Origin of the sequence: Nostoc sp., assembly GCF_036917755.1 — a bacterium.
GTDB lineage: Bacteria > Cyanobacteriota > Cyanobacteriia > Cyanobacteriales > Nostocaceae > Nostoc.
In genome coordinates, this window is the sequence record NZ_JBALFC010000120.1 from 103,946 (window position 1) to 126,165 (window position 22,220).

Annotated in this window: 28 protein-coding genes and 1 pseudogene; 13 read left to right on the top strand and 16 right to left on the bottom strand. The window is 43.1% G+C overall.

The window, feature by feature from the left end; genetic code table 11:
* Window positions 1-35: 35 nt before the first annotated feature.
* From V7L05_RS26525 to trmD, 5 genes are all read right to left on the bottom strand, one after another.
* The gene (locus tag V7L05_RS26525) at window positions 36-1,817 is read right to left on the bottom strand and encodes an ABC transporter substrate-binding protein (RefSeq protein WP_335168570.1); all 1,782 of its coding nucleotides are present in this window, start codon (window positions 1,815-1,817) and stop codon (window positions 36-38) included.
* A gap of 24 nt (window positions 1,818-1,841) precedes the next feature.
* Window positions 1,842-2,441 carry a PIN domain-containing protein gene (locus V7L05_RS26530; protein WP_335168571.1) on the bottom strand — a complete coding sequence of 200 codons (600 nt, stop codon included), beginning with the start codon at window positions 2,439-2,441 and terminating at the stop codon, window positions 1,842-1,844.
* Between the two features lie 9 nt (window positions 2,442-2,450).
* Window positions 2,451-2,963, bottom strand: a complete 513-nt coding sequence (locus V7L05_RS26535; protein WP_335168573.1) for a hypothetical protein — start codon at window positions 2,961-2,963, stop codon at window positions 2,451-2,453.
* 54 nt (window positions 2,964-3,017) lie between these two features.
* The gene (ispF, locus tag V7L05_RS26540; protein WP_335168614.1) at window positions 3,018-3,503 is read right to left on the bottom strand and encodes a 2-C-methyl-D-erythritol 2,4-cyclodiphosphate synthase; all 486 of its coding nucleotides are present in this window, start codon (window positions 3,501-3,503) and stop codon (window positions 3,018-3,020) included.
* A gap of 63 nt (window positions 3,504-3,566) precedes the next feature.
* Window positions 3,567-4,268: a tRNA (guanosine(37)-N1)-methyltransferase TrmD gene (gene trmD, locus V7L05_RS26545; protein ID WP_335168575.1), complete on the bottom strand. Its 702-nt coding sequence runs from the start codon at window positions 4,266-4,268 to the stop codon at window positions 3,567-3,569.
* A 538-nt stretch (window positions 4,269-4,806) separates the two neighbouring features.
* On the opposite strand from trmD, the gene V7L05_RS26550 reads away from it, so the two are divergent.
* Both V7L05_RS26550 and cphA read left to right on the top strand, forming a co-directional pair.
* On the top strand, window positions 4,807-5,670 hold the full coding sequence (locus tag V7L05_RS26550; protein ID WP_334942831.1) for a cyanophycinase: 864 nt from the start codon (window positions 4,807-4,809) through the stop codon (window positions 5,668-5,670).
* A 174-nt stretch (window positions 5,671-5,844) separates the two neighbouring features.
* A complete protein-coding gene (cphA, locus tag V7L05_RS26555) occupies window positions 5,845-8,550 on the top strand; it encodes a cyanophycin synthetase (RefSeq protein ID WP_335168617.1) in 2,706 nt (901 codons plus the stop codon).
* Window positions 8,551-8,602: 52 nt separating this feature from the next.
* Here the strand turns inward: cphA and tatA are convergent, their stop codons facing one another.
* Window positions 8,603-8,776, bottom strand: coding sequence for a twin-arginine translocase TatA/TatE family subunit (gene tatA, locus V7L05_RS26560; protein ID WP_196527662.1), 174 nt, complete (start codon window positions 8,774-8,776; stop codon window positions 8,603-8,605).
* Between the two features lie 190 nt (window positions 8,777-8,966).
* Between tatA and V7L05_RS26565 the strand changes: the two genes are divergently transcribed.
* Window positions 8,967-9,404, top strand: a complete 438-nt coding sequence (locus V7L05_RS26565; protein ID WP_335168577.1) for a cysteine hydrolase family protein — start codon at window positions 8,967-8,969, stop codon at window positions 9,402-9,404.
* Entirely contained in the window at window positions 9,346-10,167 is an 822-nt protein-coding gene (locus tag V7L05_RS26570; RefSeq protein ID WP_335168579.1) for a sensor histidine kinase, read from the top strand. The genes V7L05_RS26565 and V7L05_RS26570 overlap by 59 nt, the downstream gene beginning before the upstream one ends.
* A gap of 202 nt (window positions 10,168-10,369) precedes the next feature.
* On the opposite strand, the gene V7L05_RS26575 is transcribed toward V7L05_RS26570, so the two are convergent.
* From V7L05_RS26575 to V7L05_RS26585, 3 genes are all read right to left on the bottom strand, one after another.
* Window positions 10,370-10,504: a type II toxin-antitoxin system RelE family toxin gene (locus tag V7L05_RS26575; protein WP_335168581.1), complete on the bottom strand. Its 135-nt coding sequence runs from the start codon at window positions 10,502-10,504 to the stop codon at window positions 10,370-10,372.
* Window positions 10,505-10,632: 128 nt separating this feature from the next.
* Window positions 10,633-10,830, bottom strand: a complete 198-nt coding sequence (locus V7L05_RS26580) for a hypothetical protein (RefSeq protein WP_335168583.1) — start codon at window positions 10,828-10,830, stop codon at window positions 10,633-10,635.
* Between the two features lie 31 nt (window positions 10,831-10,861).
* Complete coding sequence (locus V7L05_RS26585; protein ID WP_335168585.1) at window positions 10,862-12,304, bottom strand: serine/threonine protein kinase; 1,443 nt, start codon at window positions 12,302-12,304, stop codon at window positions 10,862-10,864.
* 94 nt (window positions 12,305-12,398) lie between these two features.
* On the opposite strand from V7L05_RS26585, the gene cbiT reads away from it, so the two are divergent.
* Entirely contained in the window at window positions 12,399-13,001 is a 603-nt protein-coding gene (gene cbiT / locus V7L05_RS26590) for a precorrin-6Y C5,15-methyltransferase subunit CbiT (RefSeq protein ID WP_334942835.1), read from the top strand.
* A gap of 216 nt (window positions 13,002-13,217) precedes the next feature.
* On the top strand, window positions 13,218-14,099 hold the full coding sequence (locus V7L05_RS26595; RefSeq protein WP_335168619.1) for a phosphatidate cytidylyltransferase: 882 nt from the start codon (window positions 13,218-13,220) through the stop codon (window positions 14,097-14,099).
* Here the strand turns inward: V7L05_RS26595 and V7L05_RS26600 are convergent.
* On the bottom strand, window positions 14,094-14,216 hold the full coding sequence (locus V7L05_RS26600) for a hypothetical protein (RefSeq protein ID WP_335168587.1): 123 nt from the start codon (window positions 14,214-14,216) through the stop codon (window positions 14,094-14,096). The genes V7L05_RS26595 and V7L05_RS26600 overlap by 6 nt on opposite strands.
* Before the next feature lie 37 nt (window positions 14,217-14,253).
* Window positions 14,254-14,967, bottom strand: coding sequence for an LmeA family phospholipid-binding protein (locus V7L05_RS26605; protein ID WP_335168589.1), 714 nt, complete (start codon window positions 14,965-14,967; stop codon window positions 14,254-14,256).
* Window positions 14,968-15,066: 99 nt separating this feature from the next.
* Between V7L05_RS26605 and V7L05_RS26610 the strand changes: the two genes are divergently transcribed.
* On the top strand, window positions 15,067-15,825 hold the full coding sequence (locus V7L05_RS26610; RefSeq protein ID WP_335168590.1) for a pseudouridine synthase: 759 nt from the start codon (window positions 15,067-15,069) through the stop codon (window positions 15,823-15,825).
* A gap of 29 nt (window positions 15,826-15,854) precedes the next feature.
* Window positions 15,855-16,667, top strand: coding sequence for a helix-turn-helix domain-containing protein (locus V7L05_RS26615; RefSeq protein ID WP_335168592.1), 813 nt, complete (start codon window positions 15,855-15,857; stop codon window positions 16,665-16,667).
* Between the two features lie 94 nt (window positions 16,668-16,761).
* On the opposite strand, the gene malQ is transcribed toward V7L05_RS26615, so the two are convergent.
* Window positions 16,762-18,270, bottom strand: coding sequence for a 4-alpha-glucanotransferase (gene malQ / locus V7L05_RS26620; protein ID WP_335168594.1), 1,509 nt, complete (start codon window positions 18,268-18,270; stop codon window positions 16,762-16,764).
* A 121-nt stretch (window positions 18,271-18,391) separates the two neighbouring features.
* On the opposite strand from malQ, the gene V7L05_RS26625 reads away from it, so the two are divergent.
* A complete protein-coding gene (locus V7L05_RS26625; RefSeq protein WP_335168621.1) occupies window positions 18,392-18,823 on the top strand; it encodes an NUDIX hydrolase in 432 nt (143 codons plus the stop codon).
* 146 nt (window positions 18,824-18,969) lie between these two features.
* Here V7L05_RS26625 and V7L05_RS26630 read toward each other — a convergent pair whose 3' ends face one another.
* Both V7L05_RS26630 and V7L05_RS26635 read right to left on the bottom strand, forming a co-directional pair.
* Window positions 18,970-19,413 carry a type II toxin-antitoxin system VapC family toxin gene (locus V7L05_RS26630; RefSeq protein ID WP_335168596.1) on the bottom strand — a complete coding sequence of 148 codons (444 nt, stop codon included), beginning with the start codon at window positions 19,411-19,413 and terminating at the stop codon, window positions 18,970-18,972.
* Window positions 19,414-19,415: 2 nt separating this feature from the next.
* Window positions 19,416-19,724: a hypothetical protein gene (locus V7L05_RS26635; protein ID WP_335168597.1), complete on the bottom strand. Its 309-nt coding sequence runs from the start codon at window positions 19,722-19,724 to the stop codon at window positions 19,416-19,418.
* 63 nt (window positions 19,725-19,787) lie between these two features.
* Here V7L05_RS26635 and V7L05_RS26640 point away from each other — a divergent pair.
* The 3 genes and pseudogenes from V7L05_RS26640 to V7L05_RS26650 all read left to right on the top strand — a co-directional run.
* Window positions 19,788-20,290, top strand: a pseudogene (locus tag V7L05_RS26640) (RidA family protein); the annotation flags it as partial.
* A 13-nt stretch (window positions 20,291-20,303) separates the two neighbouring features.
* The gene (locus V7L05_RS26645) at window positions 20,304-20,558 is read left to right on the top strand and encodes a hypothetical protein (protein WP_334783947.1); all 255 of its coding nucleotides are present in this window, start codon (window positions 20,304-20,306) and stop codon (window positions 20,556-20,558) included.
* Window positions 20,555-20,977 carry a type II toxin-antitoxin system VapC family toxin gene (locus V7L05_RS26650; protein ID WP_335168599.1) on the top strand — a complete coding sequence of 141 codons (423 nt, stop codon included), beginning with the start codon at window positions 20,555-20,557 and terminating at the stop codon, window positions 20,975-20,977. Before V7L05_RS26645 ends, V7L05_RS26650 begins: the two co-directional genes overlap by 4 nt.
* Window positions 20,978-20,996: 19 nt before the next feature.
* Here V7L05_RS26650 and tumA read toward each other — a convergent pair whose 3' ends face one another.
* Window positions 20,997-21,296: an antitoxin TumA gene (gene tumA / locus V7L05_RS26655; protein ID WP_335168600.1), complete on the bottom strand. Its 300-nt coding sequence runs from the start codon at window positions 21,294-21,296 to the stop codon at window positions 20,997-20,999.
* 187 nt (window positions 21,297-21,483) lie between these two features.
* Here tumA and V7L05_RS26660 point away from each other — a divergent pair, with 187 nt between their 5' ends.
* Window positions 21,484-21,957: a hypothetical protein gene (locus V7L05_RS26660; protein WP_335168601.1), complete on the top strand. Its 474-nt coding sequence runs from the start codon at window positions 21,484-21,486 to the stop codon at window positions 21,955-21,957.
* Between the two features lie 33 nt (window positions 21,958-21,990).
* On the opposite strand, the gene V7L05_RS26665 is transcribed toward V7L05_RS26660, so the two are convergent.
* Window positions 21,991-22,220: hypothetical protein (locus tag V7L05_RS26665; RefSeq protein ID WP_335168603.1), on the bottom strand; the 230-nt coding region annotated here is incomplete at its 5' end.

The window sequence follows — 22,220 nt, forward strand, 5'->3', positions numbered from 1 at the left end:
CAGTCGTCCAATGCCCAATGCCCTATGCCCCATAACTAATCCCTTATTTTGATTTGTTCAATATTCCAGAATGCGCCGCCAAGAGCAGAGAATTTAATGCCTTCAAAACGATTACGCACCGCTGATAATGAATAAGGATTAACCAGGAAAATAAAAGGTAAATTTTCCTGGGTAATCCTCTGTGTTTCGTCATAAATCGCTTTAACCTTTGCTTCGTCTAATTCTCGTGCCGCTTGAATGTAAAGATTCCCTATTTCCGCTTCCCAAGGAGCAATCTCCCAACCCTGAATCGGCTTTTGTCCTGCTTGGGGTTTCTGATTAAACATATGCAATCCGCCTTCAGGTGCCCAGACATTAGCACCATCATTCGGTTCTAATCCGCCGGTTAGACCCATCAAAGAAGCTTCCCAATCCAAAGAGTTAGAAGTTTTGTCAGTAAAAGTATTCCATGCCAACGGGGTGAAATCAACTTGAATGCCGATTTTGCTCAAGTCTTGTTTTATCTGCGATCCCATTGCCTCACGAATTTTATTTCCAGCATTGGTAAGCAAAGAGAAACGGACGCGATTTCCCTGAGCATCTACTAACTGATTATTGTTGTACTTAAATCCTGCTTTTAGAAGTAATTCCTTCGCTTTTTGCTGATTGTAATCGTAAACTTTTAACCCCTCTTTAGGGGAAAGATAATAGGGGCTTTGCACAGAAATCGGTGAATCTTGTGCTACACCCAAGCCACGAAAAGTGTTATTAATCATCGTTTGGCGGTCAATTGCATAAGCTATAGCTTGCCGAAATTGCACATTATTGAACCACCCAGACTTAACCGGATCGACCAGTGGTTTTCCGTCCCTTTTACCTTTGTTGAGATTGAACCAAACAAACGATGTACTGGATGTTGGTCCACCATTATAAATTTTGAATTTTCCTTGCTTTTCTTGCACCTTTAGCAAAGAAAAATAATCTGGCGACACTCCCACAGTATCTAACCCGCCAGAACGAAATTGCAGCAACGAAGTATCTGTTGATTCCACAATTTCCCAAATTACCCGTTCAATATAAGGCTGGGAATTGCCTTGAGCATCCTTGCGCCAGTAGTAGGGATTGCGCTGGAAGACCACACGCTGACTCGTGTCATAGCGCTCTAGTTTGTAAGGGCCGTTGGCAATAATTTGGTCGGGAGGAGTATCAACGCCCCATTTTGTCAGAAAGGTCGGATGCCCATTTTGATCTTTCGTTTTTACCGATTCTTGCAATGTATGGGCGGGTAAAATTGGCGAACCTGTACTCAGTAGAAAAGGTCTAAAGGGTTCCGGTACGCTAAACTCAACTCGGCGTTCATCCACTTTTCGCACACTGGGTAGTTTCCGACTTTTACCAATCCGCAGTGAGTCTCGAACATCAGTAGGAATCGCTTCGTTTAAATAAATATCGTTGTAGGTAAACACCACATCATCTACTGTTAGTGGCTGACCATCAGACCATTTTAACCCTTCACGTAAGGTAAAGACAATCTTTAATTTATCATCAGAAATTTGCCAGGATTCCGCTAATGCTGGCTCGACTTTCGCAGTTATCGGATTTTGGGTGATTAACCCCTCGTAAATTAGAGAAAAAACATTTGGAGATTCCTGACTGAGAGGATAGTTAAAGGTTTTGGGATCACTGAGAATAGCACTTACCAATTGCGGCACTTGAGCATCTGCACTTTTGAAGTTAGCTAGATTGCAGGCAGTAACTGTAAGTGCTGTTGCTGAAGTCAGAATTATTGGCAACCAAAAATGTTTAATTGCTAAAAAGATTTTCCTAAAAAATTTCATAATTTCAATATGCAAATAGTGTACTTAATTTGATTGAGATTGTAACCAACCAAGGAAGTTTTGGGTTTTATTGAAATACTGAATGCCACTATCTCGTAAAACCTCTATAACTTCACGTATGCCAAATTCATTGGAATTAGCGCTTAAAAATAATTTATTTTCATTAGGATGTAAGCCAGCATGAAAAATTATACACTCCAAGATTACTCTATCTATAATGTGCTTATCAAAAATTGCTCTATTTAACGTTCCTTGAAAAATACCCGTACTTAATGTAATCATTTCTGATTTGCTGATAAGCTGATTAAAAGCTACATCAAAACGTTCTTTAACTTCGTTATTTCGTTCAAGAAAGCTAGTTCTTGATTGCTCTAGGCGAAACAGCAGTAATCGTGCATTATCTGAATTATCTCGCTCTGCTTGATTAATTTGTATATCTAACTTGCGGAGGAAATCTAGATTATATTTTTCTTCTTGTTCCAATGTTGTCAATGATTCTACAAAACAAATACTTGGCACTACTAGACGTAAAGAAGAGGGTGTATTTTGCAGTAATTCTTGTGCTTGTGAATCTTGCCCTTTAGCAATACTCATTAATAAATTAGTTTCAACGTAAATTATCACTGCTAATCATTAATAAAGTTGAGTTCTTCCGTCTTCTAGTACTTGCAATAAACCAATTTCTGTCATTTCCTTTGTAAAAGGTGATATTGCAGATTTCCAATGATAGGCCAAGTCACGTAGCCAAGCTTCTGTAAGACCTTTAAGGTAAAGACTAAATATCCTTTTGTCGCGGAATTTTGGCTCGTAATGACTAAGCACATCACCAGTATTAAGACTGAGAATCGGCTCTGATAAATTATTGCCATCCCATTGAAAAATCAGAATTTTATTTACATCAACAAGCATAGCAAAGGGAATCGCTATCTTTGCAGCTTGTAAGTAATCAATCAGCCGTAAAATAGCATATTGTTTGGCTTTTGTTTCTTGAAAATTGAATGGGAAACCTTTGACTTCAGCTATGAGAATAATTTGTTCGTCTTTGTCTAAAGCGACAATATCAGGGAAGTCTATATCTTCTATGTTTGTAGCTTGTAAGTCCCTAATTTCCGACCAAGTTAAGGTTTGTTTGTCCTTAGAAATCATTGAATTCTATCCTCGTGAGTCTTCGATATTTTTACCGATTGTTTCAAAGAAAAGTTACTCTGAGGCAACTAGTAAAACAACAGCATAAGCACATATACCTTCTTCGCGTCCAACGGGGCCTAATTTTTCGTTGGTGGTAGCTTTGATGCCAATTTGATTTGGTTCTAATTCTAAAACCGCCGCTAGTTTGTCGCGCATATTGTGAATATGCGGTTTTAATTTTGGACGTTCTGCTACTACCACCGAGTCAATATTTCCCACCTGCCAGCCTCGATCGCAAATTAGCTGATGTACTTGAGTTAATAGTACTAAACTATCTGCTCCCGCCCATTGGGGATCGCTAGGCGGAAAATAATGACCAATATCTCCCAAAGATAATGCCCCAAGCATGGCATCCATAATCGCATGGGTCAGCACATCAGCGTCACTGTGCCCCAACAAACCCAGTTCATGGGGAATTTGAATTCCCCCTAAAATTAAAGCGCGATCACTCACCAGTTGGTGAATATCGTAGCCATTACCAATCCGAATTTTCGTCATTTTTTTCATTTGTCATTTTCCCTCATCCCCACTCCCCACTCCCTACTCCCTACTCCCCACTCCCTACTCGGCACTCCCTTTCCCCTGCTCCCATTTTTCCAAAAGATCAGGGCGGCGATCGCCTGTTCTTTGAATTTGTTGTTCATAACGCCACCGCGCGATCGCGGCGTGATTCCCACTCAGCAAGACATCAGGCACTTTCAAACCGCGAAAATTGGCAGGACGAGTATATTGGGGATAGTCCAACAACCCTTCCTCAAAACTTTCTGCCGTGAGGGACTCCGTTTTGGCCACAGTTCCAGGTAAGAGCCGCACTACGCCATTAATCAAAGCCATTGCTGGAATTTCCCCACCAGTCAGAATAAAATCACCTAAAGATACCTCACGAGTTACCAAATGTAGCACCCTCTCATCCACTCCTTCGTAATGTCCGCAAATAACTACTAACTGGTCATAATTTGTCACCAATTCTTTCAAAAGAGGTTGATTAATTGTTTGACCCTGTGGACTCATCAAAATTACTTCTCTTCGGGGTAGAATTGGCAGCGACTCCACAGCAGAAAAAATCGGTTCCGGCTTCATTAGCATCCCAACGCCGCCACCGTAGGGTTCATCATCTACCTTTCGGTGCTTGTCAGTGGTAAAGTCCCGTGGGTTAACCAGATGCACTTCGGCAATCTGTTTAGCTAAGGCTTTACCCAGCAGCCCAGAATTGAGAACAGAGTTAAAACAGTCAGGAAAAAGCGTAACTATATCAAAGCGCACAGTTATTCGTATTCAAGGACACTAATCTTAAATTTGAATGTCTAGCAAACATCATCAAGCCAAGGTCGGGTCAAATTCCAGTTAAACTTTATCAATAGTATCTAAAACTACCAGACCTCTTGGATTTTAGATGGGAGCAAAAGTTTTTCTAATTACTTAATTTATGTTTAAATGTTGTCACAACTACATTTAAATTAATAATCATATCAAGTTAACAACTTCCAGGATGCATCGAGCCAGCCTCACGAAAAAGCGTAGTCTTAACTGCTCGTCCCCAACCCGAAAGGGGGAATCTAGCCCCCTAAAGACTATTTTGCCCTGCTGCAAGTGGACAGGTGAAAAACAAGGCGCTGGCTTTGAGGAACAGGAACGAACACCTTTAGACCGAGGCAACGCGAGCGTTAAGCGAGAATTTGGAGAGTGCCTGACCCAGTTCCAAACTTCCAAAAAGTGTCCTCTCAAAGAAGCAAAGCCCAAAAATCATGGCTGCTTCTGAACCTTGTTAAATTCACCTGAAGTTGTTGACAGGAGAAACACAATGCCGCAATTACAAGCTAAATCGCTAGAAATGAGGACACCCCAAGCAACTAAAACCGCCGTTCTGGTTATCGGAGGCGCAGAAGATAAAGTTCATGGGCGCGAAATCCTACGAACTTTTTTTGGACGTGCTGGTGCTAGTAAGGCTTATATTACAATTATTCCATCAGCCTCTCGCGAACCCGCGATCATCGGTGGTCGGTATATTCGCATTTTTGAAGAAATGGGTGCCCAGAAGGTAGAAATTTTAGACATCCGCGAACGGGAACAATGTGAAGCTTCCCAGATCAAAGCATCCTTAGAAGCCTGTAGTGGGGTATTTTTGACAGGAGGAGACCAACTGCGTCTTTGTGGCGTATTGGCAGATACGCCAGCAATGGAAATTATTCGGCAGCGAGTCAGGGCGGGGCAACTGACGTTAGCAGGCACTAGTGCAGGAGCGGCAGTGATGGGGCATCATATGATTGCTGGCGGCGGTAGTGGCGAGTCGCCAAATCGTTCCCTAGTAGATATGGCAACGGGTTTAGGATTTATTCCCGAAGTAATCGTTGACCAACACTTTAATAACCGTAATCGCATGGGGCGACTGATTAGTGCGATCGCAGCTCATCCCGATCGCTTAGGTATTGGCATTGACGAAGATACTTGTGCTGTATTTGAACGCGATGGTTGGCTACAAGTCATGGGCAAAGGCAGTGTCACCATTGTTGATCCCACCGAACTCACCCACACCAACGAACCCCATGTCGGTGCTAATGAACCGTTAACCGTGCATAATTTACGTCTCCATATCCTCAGCTACGGCGATCGCTTTCACTTGTATCAGCGGACTGTATTGCCTGCTGTACACCGAATCTCCAGCTGACGGGATAGAGTATCTGAGGTTACACTGAGTTGACCGCACATTTATTATTTCTTACCGTAGAAAAATGATAAGAATACCATGTAAAAAGAAAAAACTGTTTGCAATGAACAGTTTAGCGGTCAATTTCAGTAAGAAACTAGAATTTTGGTTCCGAATCTCCATCTACCTATTCCCATGAGAATCCTCAAGATCCAGACCTTACGCGGCCCAAACTATTGGAGCATTCGACGCCACAAGCTGATCGTCATGCGCCTCGATTTAGAAACCCTTGCCGAGACGCCCTCGAATGAAATCCCTGGCTTTTATGAAGGATTAGTTGAGGCGCTGCCGAGTCTGGAGGGTCACTATTGTTCGCCTGGCTGTCGTGGTGGTTTTCTGATGCGAGTCAAAGAAGGCACTATGATCGGCCATATCGTCGAACACGTCGCCCTAGAACTCCAGGAATTAGCTGGTATGCATGTCGGCTTTGGTCGCACCCGCGAAACTGCCACACCCGGAATTTTCCAAGTAGTGATCGAGTACCTGAACGAGGAAGCGGGACGTTACGCTGGACGAGCAGCTGTGCGGCTGTGCCAGAGTATCGTTGATCGAGGCCGTTATCCCAAGGCAGAACTAGAGCAAGATATCCAAGACCTGAAAGACTTTACTCGTGATGCTTCATTAGGCCCTTCTACGGAAGCGATCGTCAAAGAAGCAGAAAAAAGAGGTATTCCCTGGATGTCTTTGGAAGCCCGTTTTTTGATTCAGCTAGGCTACGGTGTGAATCAGAAGCGGATGCAGGCCACAATGACCGATAACACCAGCATTCTGGGCGTAGAGCTAGCTTGCGACAAAGAAGCCACTAAACGCATCCTCGCGGCTGCTGGTGCGCCAGTCCCCAGAGGTACAGTGATCAACTTCTTAGACGATTTGGAACAAGCCCTAGAATTAGTTGGCGGCTATCCCATCGTCATCAAGCCCCTGGATGGCAATCATGGACGTGGGATCACCATTGATATCAGAACTTGGGAAGAAGCTGAAGCCGGATACGAAGCTGCCAGACAGGTTTCCCGGTCAATTATTGTCGAAAGATATTACGTTGGGCGCGACCACCGGGTACTAGTGGTAAATGGCAAAGTCGTCGCAGTCGCCGAACGCGTCCCGGCTCATGTGATTGGCAACGGCAGATCGACGATCGCCGAACTAATTGAGGAAACAAACCTTGACCCAAATCGCGGTGAAGGACATGATAACGTCCTGACCAAGATTGAACTAGACCGCACCAGCTACCAATTGCTAGAAAGGCAAGGCTACACCCTAAATAGCGTGCCACCCAAAGGCACTATTTGTTATCTCAGGGCAACGGCAAACTTGAGTACAGGTGGTAGCGCTGTAGACCGTACCGATGAAATTCACCCAGAAAATCTTTGGTTAGCACAACGGGTAGTGAAGATTATCGGTTTGGATATCGCCGGACTCGATATTGTCACCACGGATATTAGCCGTCCGCTGCGGGAAGTCGATGGCGTGATTGTCGAAGTTAACGCCGCTCCCGGCTTCCGAATGCACGTCGCCCCAAGCGTGGGCATTCCCCGCAACGTCGCTGGCGCAGTCATGGATATGCTGTTTCCCAACGAGCAATCTAGCCAAATTCCCATCCTCAGCATCACGGGCACTAATGGCAAAACCACTACTACCCGACTACTAGCACATATTTATAAACAGACTGGGAAGGTAGTAGGTTATACGACTACTGATGGAACATATATCGGTGATTACTTAGTAGAATCTGGCGATAACACAGGCCCCCAAAGTGCCCAGGTGATCCTCCAAGATCCCACAGTAGAAGTAGCGGTACTGGAAACGGCTCGCGGTGGCATTCTCCGCTCTGGATTGGGCTTTGAAGCAGCAAATGTGGGTGTGGTTTTAAATGTAGCCTCCGACCACTTAGGAATAGGCGATATAGATACCATTGAGCAGTTAGCTAACCTTAAGAGCGTAGTGGCGGAAGCTGTATTCCCGGATGGCTACGCGGTACTTAACGCCGACGATCGCCGCGTCGCCGCCATGTCAGAAAAAACTAAGGCTAATATTGCTTACTTCACAATGAACCCCGACTCGGAATTGGTGCGAAAGCACATCCAAAAGGGTGGAGTAGCCGCAGTATATGAAAATGGCTATTTGTCAATTGTTAAAGGTGATTGGACACACCGCATAGAAAGAGCCGAAAATATACCTTTAACAATGGGCGGACGTGCGCCGTTTATGATTGCCAACGCTTTAGCTGCAAGTTTGGCGGCATTCGTGCAAAACGTCACAATTGAGCAGATTCGGGCTGGTTTGAGGACTTTTCGGGCTTCAGTTAGTCAAACGCCGGGACGGATGAATCTATTTAATTTAGGCAACTACCACGCTTTGGTGGACTATGCCCACAACGCAGCCAGTTACGAAGCTGTAGGTTCCTTTGTGCGGAACTGGACTACAGGACAACGGATTGGCGTAATTGGTGGCCCAGGCGATCGCCGTGACGAAGACTTTGTTACCTTGGGCAAATTAGCAGCACAAATTTTTGATTACATCATCATCAAAGAAGACGATGACACACGGGGAAGAGTACGGGGATCAGCCGCCCAGTTGATTATTCAAGGCATCACCCAAGTTAAGCCTGATAGCCGCTATGAATCAATTCTGGATGAAACCGAAGCGATAAATAAAGGCTTAGATATGGCTCCCGATAACAGCCTTGTGGTAATTTTGCCAGAAAGCGTTACTCGCGCGATTAAGTTAATTAAGCTGCGTGGTTTAGCGAAGGAAGAGACACTCCAACAAAATCCCGGCACAAATGTCATCGATTCCCAAAATGGGATCACACCTTCTTCTGTTGTTAATACCTTGCTCTAGTCAGGAATCAGGAGGAGCCAACGCACTGACTCCTGTATTCTGACTCCTTTGATCATTGTTTTTCTTCTTCCTGATTGGTTTCCTCGCTGGGAGTTTTCATCTCCTCCTTAAAACCTCGTAGGGTTTTGCCCAGTGCAGTTCCCAGTTCGGGAATTTTTTTGGGGCCAAAAATTAGAACGGCGACTATGGTAATTACAGCTATTTCTGGCCATCCCAGTCCAAACATATAAATTTCCTCTAAGGCATCTCTAATTAAATATAGACATTGATGGCTCAAATCTGATCAGTTCGCCACTGATCAGCGCTGGACTCTCTTGTAAAAACAGGGTATAAATAAAACCAATTAGTTTTCGTTACAAACACACTTAGAACGGGAATAATAAAGTGTCTGTACATACTAAATAGTTAGAAATACAATGCAACCCCAAAGTACTGCTGTGATCTTGATTGGTTATCAAAATGACTACTTTGCAGCTGATGGTATTCTACATAGTGTCATTGAGGAATCCTCAAGGGCCACCAAAGTATTAGAAAACACGGTTGAGCTTGTAGGGTCTTTGCTACAAACTCCAGTGTTGATGATTACCACACCGATTTTTTTTACGCCAAACTACCAGGAATTGGTTGAACCTGTTGGTATTCTTAAAACTATCAAGGAAGTTGGGGCTTTTCAAGCTGGTACGAAGGGATCGCAGATGATTGATGAGTTGCTACCCTTTCGCAGCAGAATTCTCGAAGTTCCCGGAAAACGGGGATTTAATGCTTTCATGAATACTAACCTAGACATGATTCTCCATGAAAAACAGATTACTCAGTTTGGGGCAATTAGTTGCAGGGATTGCTCACGAAATTAATAATCCAGTTAACTTTATTTACGCTAATCTCACCCATGCATCTGAATATACAAAAGTCTTATTAAAAATATTGCAACTCTACCAGCAAACCTATCCAGTTCCCTCGCTACACATTCAAGAAGCAATAGTAACCTGGGATTTGGACTTTATTCAAAAAGATTTAGGTAAGCTGCTGGAGTCGATGCAAGTTGGCAGCGATCGCATTAGAGAAATTGTGCTGTCACTGCGAAATTTTTCTCGGTTGGATGAAGCAGAAATCAAAAATGTTGATATTCACACAGGTATCAATCACACAATCATATTTCTGCGTCACCGCTTCCAAAATGAGTCGGGAAATCAGGTAATTCAAGTAATTAAAAATTATGGAGTAATTCCCCAGGTAAAGTGCTATCCCGCGCAAATAAATCAAGTATTTATGAATATTTTAAATAACGCTATCTATGCTTTAAATGAGGCAATTGCTAATCTATCAATTAGTCAAAATCCTCAATCTCAACCGTTCGTTCCTACTATTTGGATTAGTACTGAAATTCTTGATAAAAATTGGCTTAATATTCGTATTAAAAATAATGGACTGGGTATTCACGAATCGGTAATTTCCAAAATATTTGATCCGTTCTTTACAACAAAGCCTGTTGGTAAAGGAACTGGACTAGGCTTATTTATTAGTTATCAGATTGTAGCAGAAATGCACCAAGGAAAGTTAATATGTAACTCAAAAACAAGCCAAGAAACAGAATTTTATATCCAAATTCCCATCTAATAGAACTATCGCTTTCAAAAGGTTGACTAATGTCGATTTAACCCTCTTTTATTACTCTAGGCTGTTTCCCAAATAAGCAGCACCAAATTTTGTTTCGTAGTAAGGGTTACAATTAAGTCTCATCTAAATTTTGCTAGTACGATTGTACGGTCTATGAAGACAGTATTATCCATAGAAGCATAAGTTTTACAACTGCTGTCTATCAGGACTCATTTCTATAAACCTCTCTACGATGTTTCACTTTAATTACATTCACTAAGAGAATATTATCAAATATTTGATAAATTACTCTATAACCACCTACTCTAATCCGATATAAAGATTCTTCGTCTGCCAATTTTTTAACGCCAACTGGACGTGGTTCTATTGCTAATTATTCAATTTTTGAGTCGATACGTTCTTTAATATCGCTTGGTAGTTTCTTCAGTTGTTTATTAGCACCCTTAGTAAATTCAATTTGGTAAGTCACGCGGTTTTTTTCTTGTATTCATCCCAAGATATAGTCCCGTTAATTTTTGCGTCTGCTATTTCAGCAAGGGCATCTCTAATATCTTCTTCATCCTCTAAAAGTTCTAAAACTTTTTCTAAAGTGCTTTCGGGTGCAAGGTTTAGATGTTTTTGAATTAATTCCATTAGCGATCGCCTTTTGCTTGTAGTTGCCATTTTTAGACCTTTTTAATATTATTGCTTTTGTTTATTCTCGCTGAATTGGTAAACCTAACCAATCGCTTAATTCATCAGCTACCCATTCCAGTTCCGCTTCAGATTTAATCGCACCACTAATACCACCAAGTTGATATTTTTTTACTCCTACCCAAATATCCAATTGTGCTGGAACGGCAATTCTAGTGCCTTCAGAGTCTTTAGTAAAATGTTTGGGAATGTAAACCAACTTACTAACACTTTGTCTTGGCGATGTCCGGGGACGATAAAATTTCCAAGCAAACAACTCCCAGGTTAGGCTAATTTGTTTAGGATTCAGGCGTAAGCAGATGCGTCCAAATAAATGAAACAGAATTTTATACACCATCACAAAGCCAGCACCCCAAAAAGGAAGTGAGAACATGGCAAAGGGGATGTTGACAGGAAAAGGCGCTGAGAGTGCGCCAATTGTCCAAATGAGGATAAATGAATTCCAAACGATCGCAAATAAACCTGTGAATACTATTGATGCATCAAAACCAGCTGGTGGAACGATAATTTCTAAAGAATCCCAATTTTTAGTTAGTTGAATCTTACTCCCATCTGGTTTGCCAACAACCAAAGCAGGTGAGTTTGTTAGTTGTGGTTTCTCTAAAGCTGCGTAGGCGGAGCCCGTCGTAGACATCGCTAGATCAGCAGAACTCAAACGCCGTTCTAAACTGGGTTCAATCATCCACTTTAACCAATTGCTAAAGCTAGGACTTAGATTAGCCACTTGTTCAAACTGAATGCGAAAATCCTTTTGAGGTAAATCGGCTGGGTGAGTACCCGTAACTAAATAAATTAAGGTTGCGCCTAAACTATAAAGGTCTGATGCTGCAACAGTGCGTCCGCCAAATTGCTCTGGTGGCATATAGCCATAGGTTCCTACCACAGTTCTTGTCCCGGTTTCTGTGGCGAGGACAGTCTGCACTGAGCCAAAATCTACCAGGTAAACTTGACCGATACTATTGCCAGAGCGATCGCTCAATAAAATATTGCTAGGCTTAATATCACGGTGAATTACAGGCGGATATAGCCCATGTAGGTAAACGAGAATCTCTAAAAGTGCTTTGGCTATCTGCTTGACTTCTGCTTCTGTAAAAGTCCGCCCATTTTGTAAATATTGCTCTAAACTTTGTGCAGGGATATAAGTTTGTACTAGGGCAAATCCTCTGATGTTTGGTAAATTTACCTCAAAATAGTTTAAATAGTGAGGAATTAAGGGATGTGACAAAGATTTTAAAATTTCAGCTTCCCGCTTAAACAGCTTGAGTGAATCCCATTCAAAGTCACCACCAAAAGAGAGTAACTTGATCACAACTAATTCTTGAGTTTGCAAATCACGAGCTAACAACGTCCGCCGCCCTGATTTTTTTCCTAATATCTGCTGAACTTCGTAGCGTAGACGCGTCGCGTCTTGTCCCTGAACATCGCCTAATATTTCGCCAATCATGATGGTTTCTGATAATGCTAGGGTTGAAAAGTTTTTAGAGCTTATGGCTTTTCAATTTGGCAAACCGATATCTTTAGTATAATTGCGTAGTTCTATGCCCTCCCAACTTTGGCCTTATATTACCCCTGGTATTCCCGATGAATTATTTGAACATTTGCCAGGAATTCCCCTGAGCCAGCGAGAAGTCCGACTACTATTAATTGCCCAACTGCGACTAAAATCAGATTCTGTGTTGTGGGATATTGGCGCAGGGACGGGTACAATTCCGGTAGAAGTGGGGCTATTATGTCCAGGTGGACAGATTATTGCTATAGAAAGGGATGAAGAAGTAGCTAATTTAATCAAGCGTAACTGCGATCGCTTTGAAGTCAAGAATGTCGAAGTAATTGAAGGTAGTGCCCCAGAGTGTTTACATGACCTCAAAGTTACTCCTCACCGCGTCTGTATCGAGGGAGGACGCCCCATTCAAGAAATTCTGCAAGCAGCTTGGCATTATTTGCCGCCATCGGGTCGGGTTGTAGCCACAGCTGCTAATCTAGAAAGTCTGTATGCTATTTCCCAGAGCTTTTCCCTGTTAAGGGCTAGAAATATCGAAGTCGTCCAGTCTGCGGTTAACCGCTTAGAAACACGCGGCTTTTCTCAAACCTTTACCGCCGTTGATCCCATTTTTATCCTCAGTGGTGAGAAACTGGATTAGGGAATGGGGCATGGGGCATGGGGGATTGGAAGAGGGGGCAAAGGAAGGGGGAAAACGGAGATGAGGAAGTAGGGGGAGCAGGGAAAGCAGCGAAGTAGAGGAAGAAAAAATAATTAATTAATTAATGCCCAATGCCCAATGCCCCATGCCCAATGCCCAATGCCCAATGCCCAATGCCCAATGCCCAATGCCCAATGCCCAATATTTAATACTTCTATGCCTTGGTCTCGGATTATTAGTGGAATTATTGCGATCGCTCTTGCTCTTTCTGTTACCCTTTTGGGGGGCTGGTACTTTACCATCATGTTTGCGATCGTGGTCTTCTTGGGTCAACAGGAATATTTTAATTTGGTGCGAGCCAGAGGCATTACTCCTGCTGCTAAAACCACTATGGCTGTCAGCCAAATTTTGCTGGTGATTTGTACCCTTGATGGCAGTTTAGCTGATGCTGTGATGCCAATAGCTGGCACACTTATTTGTTTTTACCTGCTATTCCAGCCCAAATTTGCCACGATCGCTGATGTTTCCGCTTCTATTATGGGGCTATTTTACGTAGGTTATTTACCGAGTTACTGGGTGCGGTTACGAGCAATTGATAGTGCTGCTTTTAGCAATCTCCCTTTCGGAGGTTACTGGCCCACAACCTGGACAGATTTCTGGGAAAAGGCAAATTCCGCTTCTTTAGGACAAGGTTTTACAGCAACACTGCTGACTTTTTTGTGTATTTGGGCAGCCGATATCGGTGCTTACACCATTGGCAAATTCTTTGGGAAAACCCGTCTGTCTGAGATTAGCCCGAAAAAAACTGTAGAAGGTGCCGTCTTTGGCATCATCTCTAGTCTTGCCGTAGCCATAGCAGGAGCCTATTATCTACACTTGCCTAGATCCCCCTTCACTGGTTTAGCATTGGGTTTGCTGATTGGCATTGCTAGCATTTTAGGGGATCTTACCGAATCTATGCTCAAGCGCGATGCTGGAGTCAAAGATTCTGGGCAGTTAATCCCCGGTCACGGTGGTATTTTAGACCGTACTGATAGTTATATTTTTACAGCTCCTCTGGTTTACTATTTTGTGACACTATTGTTGCCGCTTCTATAAGGGCATTGGGCACGGGGCATTGGGCATTGGGCATTGGGCATTGATTATTTCTCCCTCATCCCCCTCATCCCCACTCCCCACTCCCCACTCCCTACTCCCGGATAGGCGCTGTATCATTTAAAATAGAATATTAGTATTTTTTAATTTGTGATCATCAAGGATTAACGTTAATCCGCCCACGACACACCAGCTTGCCTGGGATCAGCGTTAGTTCTTGGATATCGACATCTGAGCCAAGATCCAGATTGTACTGATGATTGTCCTCTAATATATCTCCTTGGTCAGGCTTGATTTGGATATGTGCCACTTGCAACTCATGCCCACTGAGTAAGTGCAAGCCCAGAGAAATCTCTAGAGGTGTTGTCTCACTATTGGTTACTCTCACGCCTCGCAGTATAATTTGATTGTTATCAAGGATAATTTCTTGCCAATTAATTGGTTGTGACTGCGGGTAATCTGTTGGTAAAACCTTAACCAGTAAATCGCTCAAAGCAGTAGATAATAAGTCAGATGAGAGAGAAGCATTGAGATCCTTCTCGTCTACGATCAAATCGCCAACCACTGGTACTATTTCTAACATTCGTAGGGGCTGTCCCTTGAGTACCGAGCCGATATTGATCCGAATATTTTCTGCTATTAATTGAATTTGTGTAATCAGGAGACCTTGATAAACTGCATGAGTAGCAAAAATAGATACCGAGGGGATGCGCCCAGAGAGAATTTGGCGATCGCTGGCTTTAATCTCCACTTCTAATTCCGATATTTGGCTCACTTGCGCTCTCAACCAGAGCTTTAGTACTGTTGTGAGTCCCTGAGTAATTAGGCGGATTTTATTTGCATTTGTTGTTTGGGAATTTTGCTCTGGCATCTCACCAATGTAATTAAACAAGCTTTAAATGTAACATTTATGCCTACTAGGGACAAAATGCAAATATCATTTAATTGTTAGTAAATAAGCAATTTCCACATGGAGGCACGGTTACAAAAAATTCTCGCTCAATGGGGTATCGCCTCACGTCGTGAAGCCGAAGAAATGATTAGGGACTCACGGGTGCAGATCAATGGGATATTGGCACATTTAGGTCAAAAAGTTGATCCCGAAAAAGATGCGATCGCTGTGGATGGTAAACCCTTATCCCAAAAGCACCGTCCGGCTTTAATATATCTATTGCTGCACAAACCTCTGGGAGTGGTTTCAACTTGCTACGACCCTCACCACAGACCAACAGTTCTGGATTTACTACCGAAAGAATTACGAGAGGGTTCCGGCATTCACCCAGTTGGGCGTTTAGATGCAGACTCTACAGGAGCATTAATCCTGACAAATGACGGAGAACTGACATTTGAACTAACCCACCCACGTCACAGTATTTCCAAAACATATCGTGTTTTGGTCAAAGGACATCCTCCAGAAGCAGTACTGCAAAAGTGGCGTCAGGGTGTGATGTTGGACGGTAGAAAAACCAGGGCGGCCAAGGTACGCCTAATAGAACGTTGTGCCGAGCAAAGCTTTTTAGAAATAGTGTTGCAGGAGGGAAGAAATCGCCAAATTCGCCGTATAGCCCAACAGTTAGGATACCCAGTAATCAAGCTGCATCGGACTGCTATCGGTTCAATTCAATTACAAACTTCAAAAGAACCCTTTTTAGATGAGGGTAAATATCGTTCCCTCAAAGATTACGAGATTAACTTTTTGCAAAAGCAGATAATGCAACCTAATTATTGATTCAGTGGAATTAAGGAGCGTCAGTAGCCATGAAATGGCCAAGAAAGAAGAATAATCACCAGCCATCACTTTCATTAGAGCAACAACGAGCGGAAAAGTTGGCAGAATTGGGCGCTAAACTTTCGGCATTGCGTCAAGAACAGATTCTATCTCTAGAGCAAGTGGTTGTATTGACCAGGATTCCCCGGCGATTATTACAAGCGATCGAAGAAGGTAATTTAAACGAACTGCCAGAACCAATCTATATTCAGGGTTTGCTCAGGCTATTTGCCGAAGCACTCGGCTTGAATGGAGTAGAATTTTCTAGCACTTTTCCGATCAGTTCTCAACAAGTTAACCCCCAAGGTATGGGAAATATTTCACCCCTTAGTCAACTACGTCCGATTCACCTTTACTTTCTTTACATATTCCTAATTTTCTGCTCTGTAAATGGCTTATCTCAGTTATTAAATAACGCTGTACTACAAGCAAGTAATAGCCAAAATCAGCCATACCAAAAACAAAAGTCCGTTGTGAAACCAGAACTAGCCCAACGAAAAGAGTCAGTTGAGGTTCAACCAATCAGCGATCGCTTTAGCGGTATCCACCAGGCACAGGCTGTACAGATTGGTGTCACTTTGAAAGCGTCATCTTGGATTCGCGTAGTAGCCGATGGCAAAACCGAGTTTGAGGGTATTCTGCCAGAGGGAACTCACCGAACTTGGAAAGCCCAAGAGCAACTGACAGTGAAAACTGATAATGCTGGTGGTGTGTTGATGAGCGTCAATCAAGAGAAAGCCAAGGAAATGGGAGAGCCTGGGAAGGAGGAAGAAATTAGGATTGCTGCTAAACCTAAGTTTTGAGATGAGGGGATGAGGGAGATGAGGGAGATGAGGAAGATGGGGGAGTGTTTTTTCCCTTGCTGCCTCATCTCCCCATCTCCCCACTCCCCATTCCTCAATTTGCTTGCGGGGCGCGTCCATTGAGTCTGGTAAGAACTTTTAAGCGATCGCCTAATTCCTCTGTCAACGCTGCTGCTTGATAGCGCCATTCCCAGTTACCCTCTGCAACACTGGGAAAATTCATCCGCGCTTCGTTTCCTAATCCCAAAATATCTTGCAAAGGAATAATCGCTTGGTTGGCAATGGAACTCAAAGCTAGGCGAATTAAATCCCAGTGGACACCTTCAGGACTAATACAACCTAAATAAAGCAACAGGTTTTGCTTTTCGTTGTCGTTAGCCGTGTTGAACCAGCCTACAGTTGTGTCATTATCGTGAGTGCCGGTATAAACTACAGCATTTCGTGGGTAATTGAATGGTAAAAATGGATTATCGGGATTAGAACCAAAGGCAAACTGCAAAACTTTCATCCCAGGAAATTCATACTTGTCTCGCAGCGCATCTACCTCTGGTGTAATTACTCCCAAATCTTCTGCCAAGACGGGTAGCTTGCCCAACTTCTGCCTAATCACTTCAAAAAAAGCATCTCCAGGCGCTTCCACCCATTTACCATTCATCGCAGTTTCTTCACCTTGAGGCACAGACCAATAAGCCTCAAAGCCCCGGAAGTGGTCAATGCGAATTATATCTACATAATCCAGCATTGCCTCAAAGCGCTGTACCCACCATTTAAAGTCTTGTTTTTGCAATTCCTCCCAGTTATAAACCGGGTTGCCCCACAATTGACCGGTGGCGCTAAAGTAATCTGGTGGAACTCCTGCCATTTGAGCAGCAACTCCCGTCTCTTCGTCTAAGCAAAAGATGTCGGGATGAGCCCACACGTCGGCACTATCGTGAGCTACGTAGATCGGGATATCGCCGATAATGTCAATGCCGCGCATGTTGGCGTAGCTTTTCAGGTCTGACCACTGCCGGAAAAACTCAAATTGGACGAATTTATAATAAAAAATCTCTCCGTTGAGCCGATGCTCTGCCTGAGCTAATGCTTCCGGTTGCCGCTTGACAAGTTCTCGCTCCCATGCATGCCAGTTTGCATTGTCGTTGGCATCTTTGAGCGCCATAAATAAGGCGTAATTATCTAGCCAATAGGCTTTACTGTCGCAAAAACCTTCAAACTCTTTATGCTGGATAGGCGTAGCATTCGCTTTAAAGTTTTCACAGGCTTTTTTGAGTAGCGCAATTTTTATCGGCACAACCTGCTGGAAATCTACCTTTTCTACCGGGAATCCTGGTAAATTAGCAAAGTCTTCTTCAGATAGCAAACCCTCTTCTAAGAGTTTTTCTGGGCTAATCAGCAGAGGATTTCCCGCCATTGCCGAGTAGCACATATACGGAGAATTGCCGTATCCAGTGGGACCCAACGGTAAAACTTGCCAATATTGTTGATGGCTCTCTTTGAGAAAATCAATGAAGCGATAGGCTTCTAAGCCTAAATCTCCAATACCAAATCGACTGGGAAAGGAGGTAGGATGCAGCAAAATGCCACTTGATCTAGGAAAAGGCATATTTAACCTGAGTTATAGGAGGGAGCGATCGCATCAATCTATCATGCTACGTTCAGCTTTGAAAGCTGTCGATAGTAGGGAGAAATCAATTCAAAATTCAAAATTCAAAATTCAAAATTGCATGATTTATCGAAATCCTACACCAACAGTTGATATCATCATTGAATTAGTAGACCGACCTCATCGGCCAATAGTGTTAATTGAAAGACATAATCTACCTTTAGGTTGGGCTATTCCTGGTGGTTTTGTCGATTATGGGGAAGCGGTAGAAGTGGCAGCGCGGCGGGAAGCTGAGGAAGAAACGGGTTTGCAGGTGGAGTTAGTTGAACAATTACTGGTGTATTCTGACCCCGATCGCGATCCCCGTCAGCATACTATTAGTATTGTGTTTTTGGCGACGGCGACGGGGGAACCTCTGGCTGGGGATGATGCTAAGGGTGTAGGAGTTTTTGAGTCTTGGCGAGTGCCTAGTAATTTATGTTTTGACCACGATCGCATTCTGCGGGATTATTGGCGATATCGGCATTATGGGATACGTCCGAGGTTGGGGTAAGAGGAACGAACCGCGTTCGCGTTAGCGTCTCCCCTTGGGAGAAGGACGCAAAGGGCGCAAAGGAAGAGGGGAGAGGAATATCTCGAATTCTCCACCATGCAGTTTGCATAAATGTTCTGTAGGAATCGGTTGGTTTTGTGAGGATGTCAAAGCCAAGATTCTAACGCTAAGGCTTGCACCTGTTGTATCCTTTGAAAATCACTGTCCCCTGAGACGACGGTGAGGTTATAGTGCAGAGCAGTTGATGCTATCCACAAGTCGTTATCGCTAAAACCCAAATCTTGAACTGTAAACTTTCTCCGCTTTGCTTTGTTTTTGGGGCCAAAATGTTCGACAATTTCCCCTTTGAGGCTACCGTAAACATCGGCAACCCCTCCACTAATGGGATAAAGATCAATGGTTTGCAGAAAAGTTCTGACAAAGCGAAGATTTGCTTCTTGTTGAGAAGACTTTTGCACCATGTAAAGGAGTTCACCTTGCACAATAACGCTAGTTGCAACTCCTAAGCCGATGTGTTCTTGTAACCGACGAATGATGTTTGTTTCTCCGAAAATGATCCGGCTACAATGATTGGTGTCTAGGAGATACATCACTAAAATTCAGCCGGGGAACGAGTTTCGTAAACAAGCTGCAAGCACTCCTCAAAGTCATCCCCTTGCCAAGTTCCGGCAAATTTTAGTAAGTCTTCTGCTTTAGAGCCTCTCAGAATTGGTGTTGCTTCTTGTATTTCTGGTTTCGTTTGATGACTGGAAGTATGATCATTTTTTTCCGTTGACAGGTCAAGGGATATTTCCTCGGTTTCTGGTTTGGTTTTGAGAAAACGCAAAAAATCTAGTGTTTGGGCTAATAGAACATCTGAGGATGATTCAATTTCTTGGAGTAGTAGTTCTTTAATATTCATCCTGGTTTGTTCATAAATAATGTTTTGCAGTCTGTCGTAACAGTATTATACGAGTGCGATCGCGATGCTGACTTCAGTCGTGCAATAATGCCAGATGGAGAAGTCTACAAACCGATCGCAGCTGAAGCGGAAATCGTACACAGGAAACATCGTTAGAGAAAGTAATATCTATGACTCGTAAAGTAATTCGTACTGATAACGCACCGGCTCCAGTCGGCCCTTATAATCAAGCGATCGCCGCTTCTGGTCAATTTATATTCATAGCTGGACAAATTGCCATCGATCCCCGCCTTGGTGATGTCGTCTACACTGATGATGTCAAAAAGCAAACTGAGCAGGTATTAGCTAATCTTGAAGCCATCCTCATAGCAGCTGGTGCGACTTTTCAAGATGTCGTAAAAACCACTGTATTTTTAGCTGATATGAATGATTTCGCGGCAGTAAATGCCATATATGCTAAATATTTCCCGGAAGATACAGCCCCAGCGCGGGCTTGTGTCCAGGTATCGCGCTTACCTAAAGATGTGTTAGTAGAAATTGATGCGATCGCGGTAATTAGTGGTTAGAAGGAAGGTATCAATGAGCAAAATCTTAACGGTTACATTTGATGGTTCTGTTTTGCGACCAGATATACCACTTGATTTAGAGCCAAACAAGCGCTACGTAATTACTATCGTTTCTGAGGATATTAACTCATCTGAAACTAAAGCGGCTGATGTGTGGGATGTATTAGAAGATTTAACGGGAACAGTTGATGCACCCGAAGATTGGGCAAGTCAACATGACCATTACCTGTATGGCACACCAAAACATCAGCCTGAAATTAACACATGACAGGTGAGCGAATATTTTTAGACACTGTTTTTATCCAAGCGTTACTAAATGCACGCGATCAATACCATATCAAGGCTAGAACCCTGCTACCGCGTGTCCAAAGCGCCGTGGAAGTATGGTTAACTGAAGCTGTTTTAATTGAAGTTGGTAATGCTTTGAGTGCTTTTAATCGCACAGCAGCGATCCGATTTATCCAGCAGTGCTATCAAACACCAAATATGTCTGTTGTGAGTGTAGACACAGAACTGCTCAACCGTGCTTTACAGCTCTATCAGTCCCGTCTAGACAAAACTTGGGGACTAACTGATTGTATTTCCTTTATTGTCATGCAAGATCAGGGCTTAATTATTGCAGCAACAGCTGATCAACACTTTGTCCAAGCAGGTTATCGGGCGCTTTTACTGGAAACAGAAGCTTGAGTTATCATGAGTTGAAAAATTAGAACTTTAGCAGCAGAGTTGGGAATTGGCAATTGCAAGTATTTTTGAGTGTTCCCCTCTGATAAATGCGATCGCTATCTTTGAGTTTGCTCTTTATATCTTGGTGTAGAGCTAGATAATGTTGGTAGTTTCCTGCCCATTCGACAAACACTTCATCGTCAGAAGTTTCGCCTTGACTATATTTTGCAAAAAATTCTTCTGAATTCATTTGATACTTTATTTCATAGGTATTTAACTGTTTGGTAAGGGCTATCAGCGCATCTAGTGGAGATGTATATTCAATGATTTGTTTACGCATTGATTTCTGCATTCAGTTTCATTAGTTTATACTAAACACTTTTATCACTTCATCGTCGAGATAGTTGATTTTTAGTTTAAGGCAGGGAGAGGTTTATCAAACTTACGTTAATTACCTCTCAACAATAGCGATCGCTTCCATAATTTTGGGAACACTGAAATTAAGCCCTACTAAAAGAGTAATAAAAATGGCAGAAAATCGCATCAGTGCCAACTTAGCCCCAGCAGACAAAGAAGTAGTCATGCAGGCGATCGCTACAATTAGAGAAAAGTTACCGTTTTTGGTTGATTTGACCCCCGAAGATCGGCGAAAAATGCTAAAAATGGGAGATAAAAGTCGAGCTTTTGTCAGTAAAGCTTTAGAAGTGGCGACACAAAACCCTAATTTTTTGCCTCGTTCTTTTGATTTAGAAGAAATGCGCCGAGATTTAGGGATATTTGAGGACTTGTATCCAGTGCTTTTGTCTCTAACACAACTACAAGAACTGGTAGATGATACCTGTATAGCTGCTGCTAGCGAAGCCTATACCGCAGCATTAGCAATTTATAGCTATGCCAAAGCTAGCGGTGATGTCACAGGTTTAGATGCAGTAATTGATGAGATGGGACGCAGGTTTAACCACCGTTCTAAGAAAAAGCAACCCGAAGTCCCAGTTAGCTAAAATCTAAAGTAGGGGATTACACCAGTTGTAAATTTAGTAAAATACACGCAATTTGTAGGGGCATAACAATGTTATGCCCTTTTCGCGTTTTGTATCCCAAGATTTTTGTAACCTGCGAAGGCAGGTTTTGTTTGTGTAGCCGCAATTTCTAATCGCCAAGGCATTTTTGAGCCTCAGAAGGTCAACATCGAGCCTCAGAAGGTCAACATCGAGCCTCAGAAGGTCAACATCGAGCCTCAGAAGGTCAACATCGAGCCTCAGAA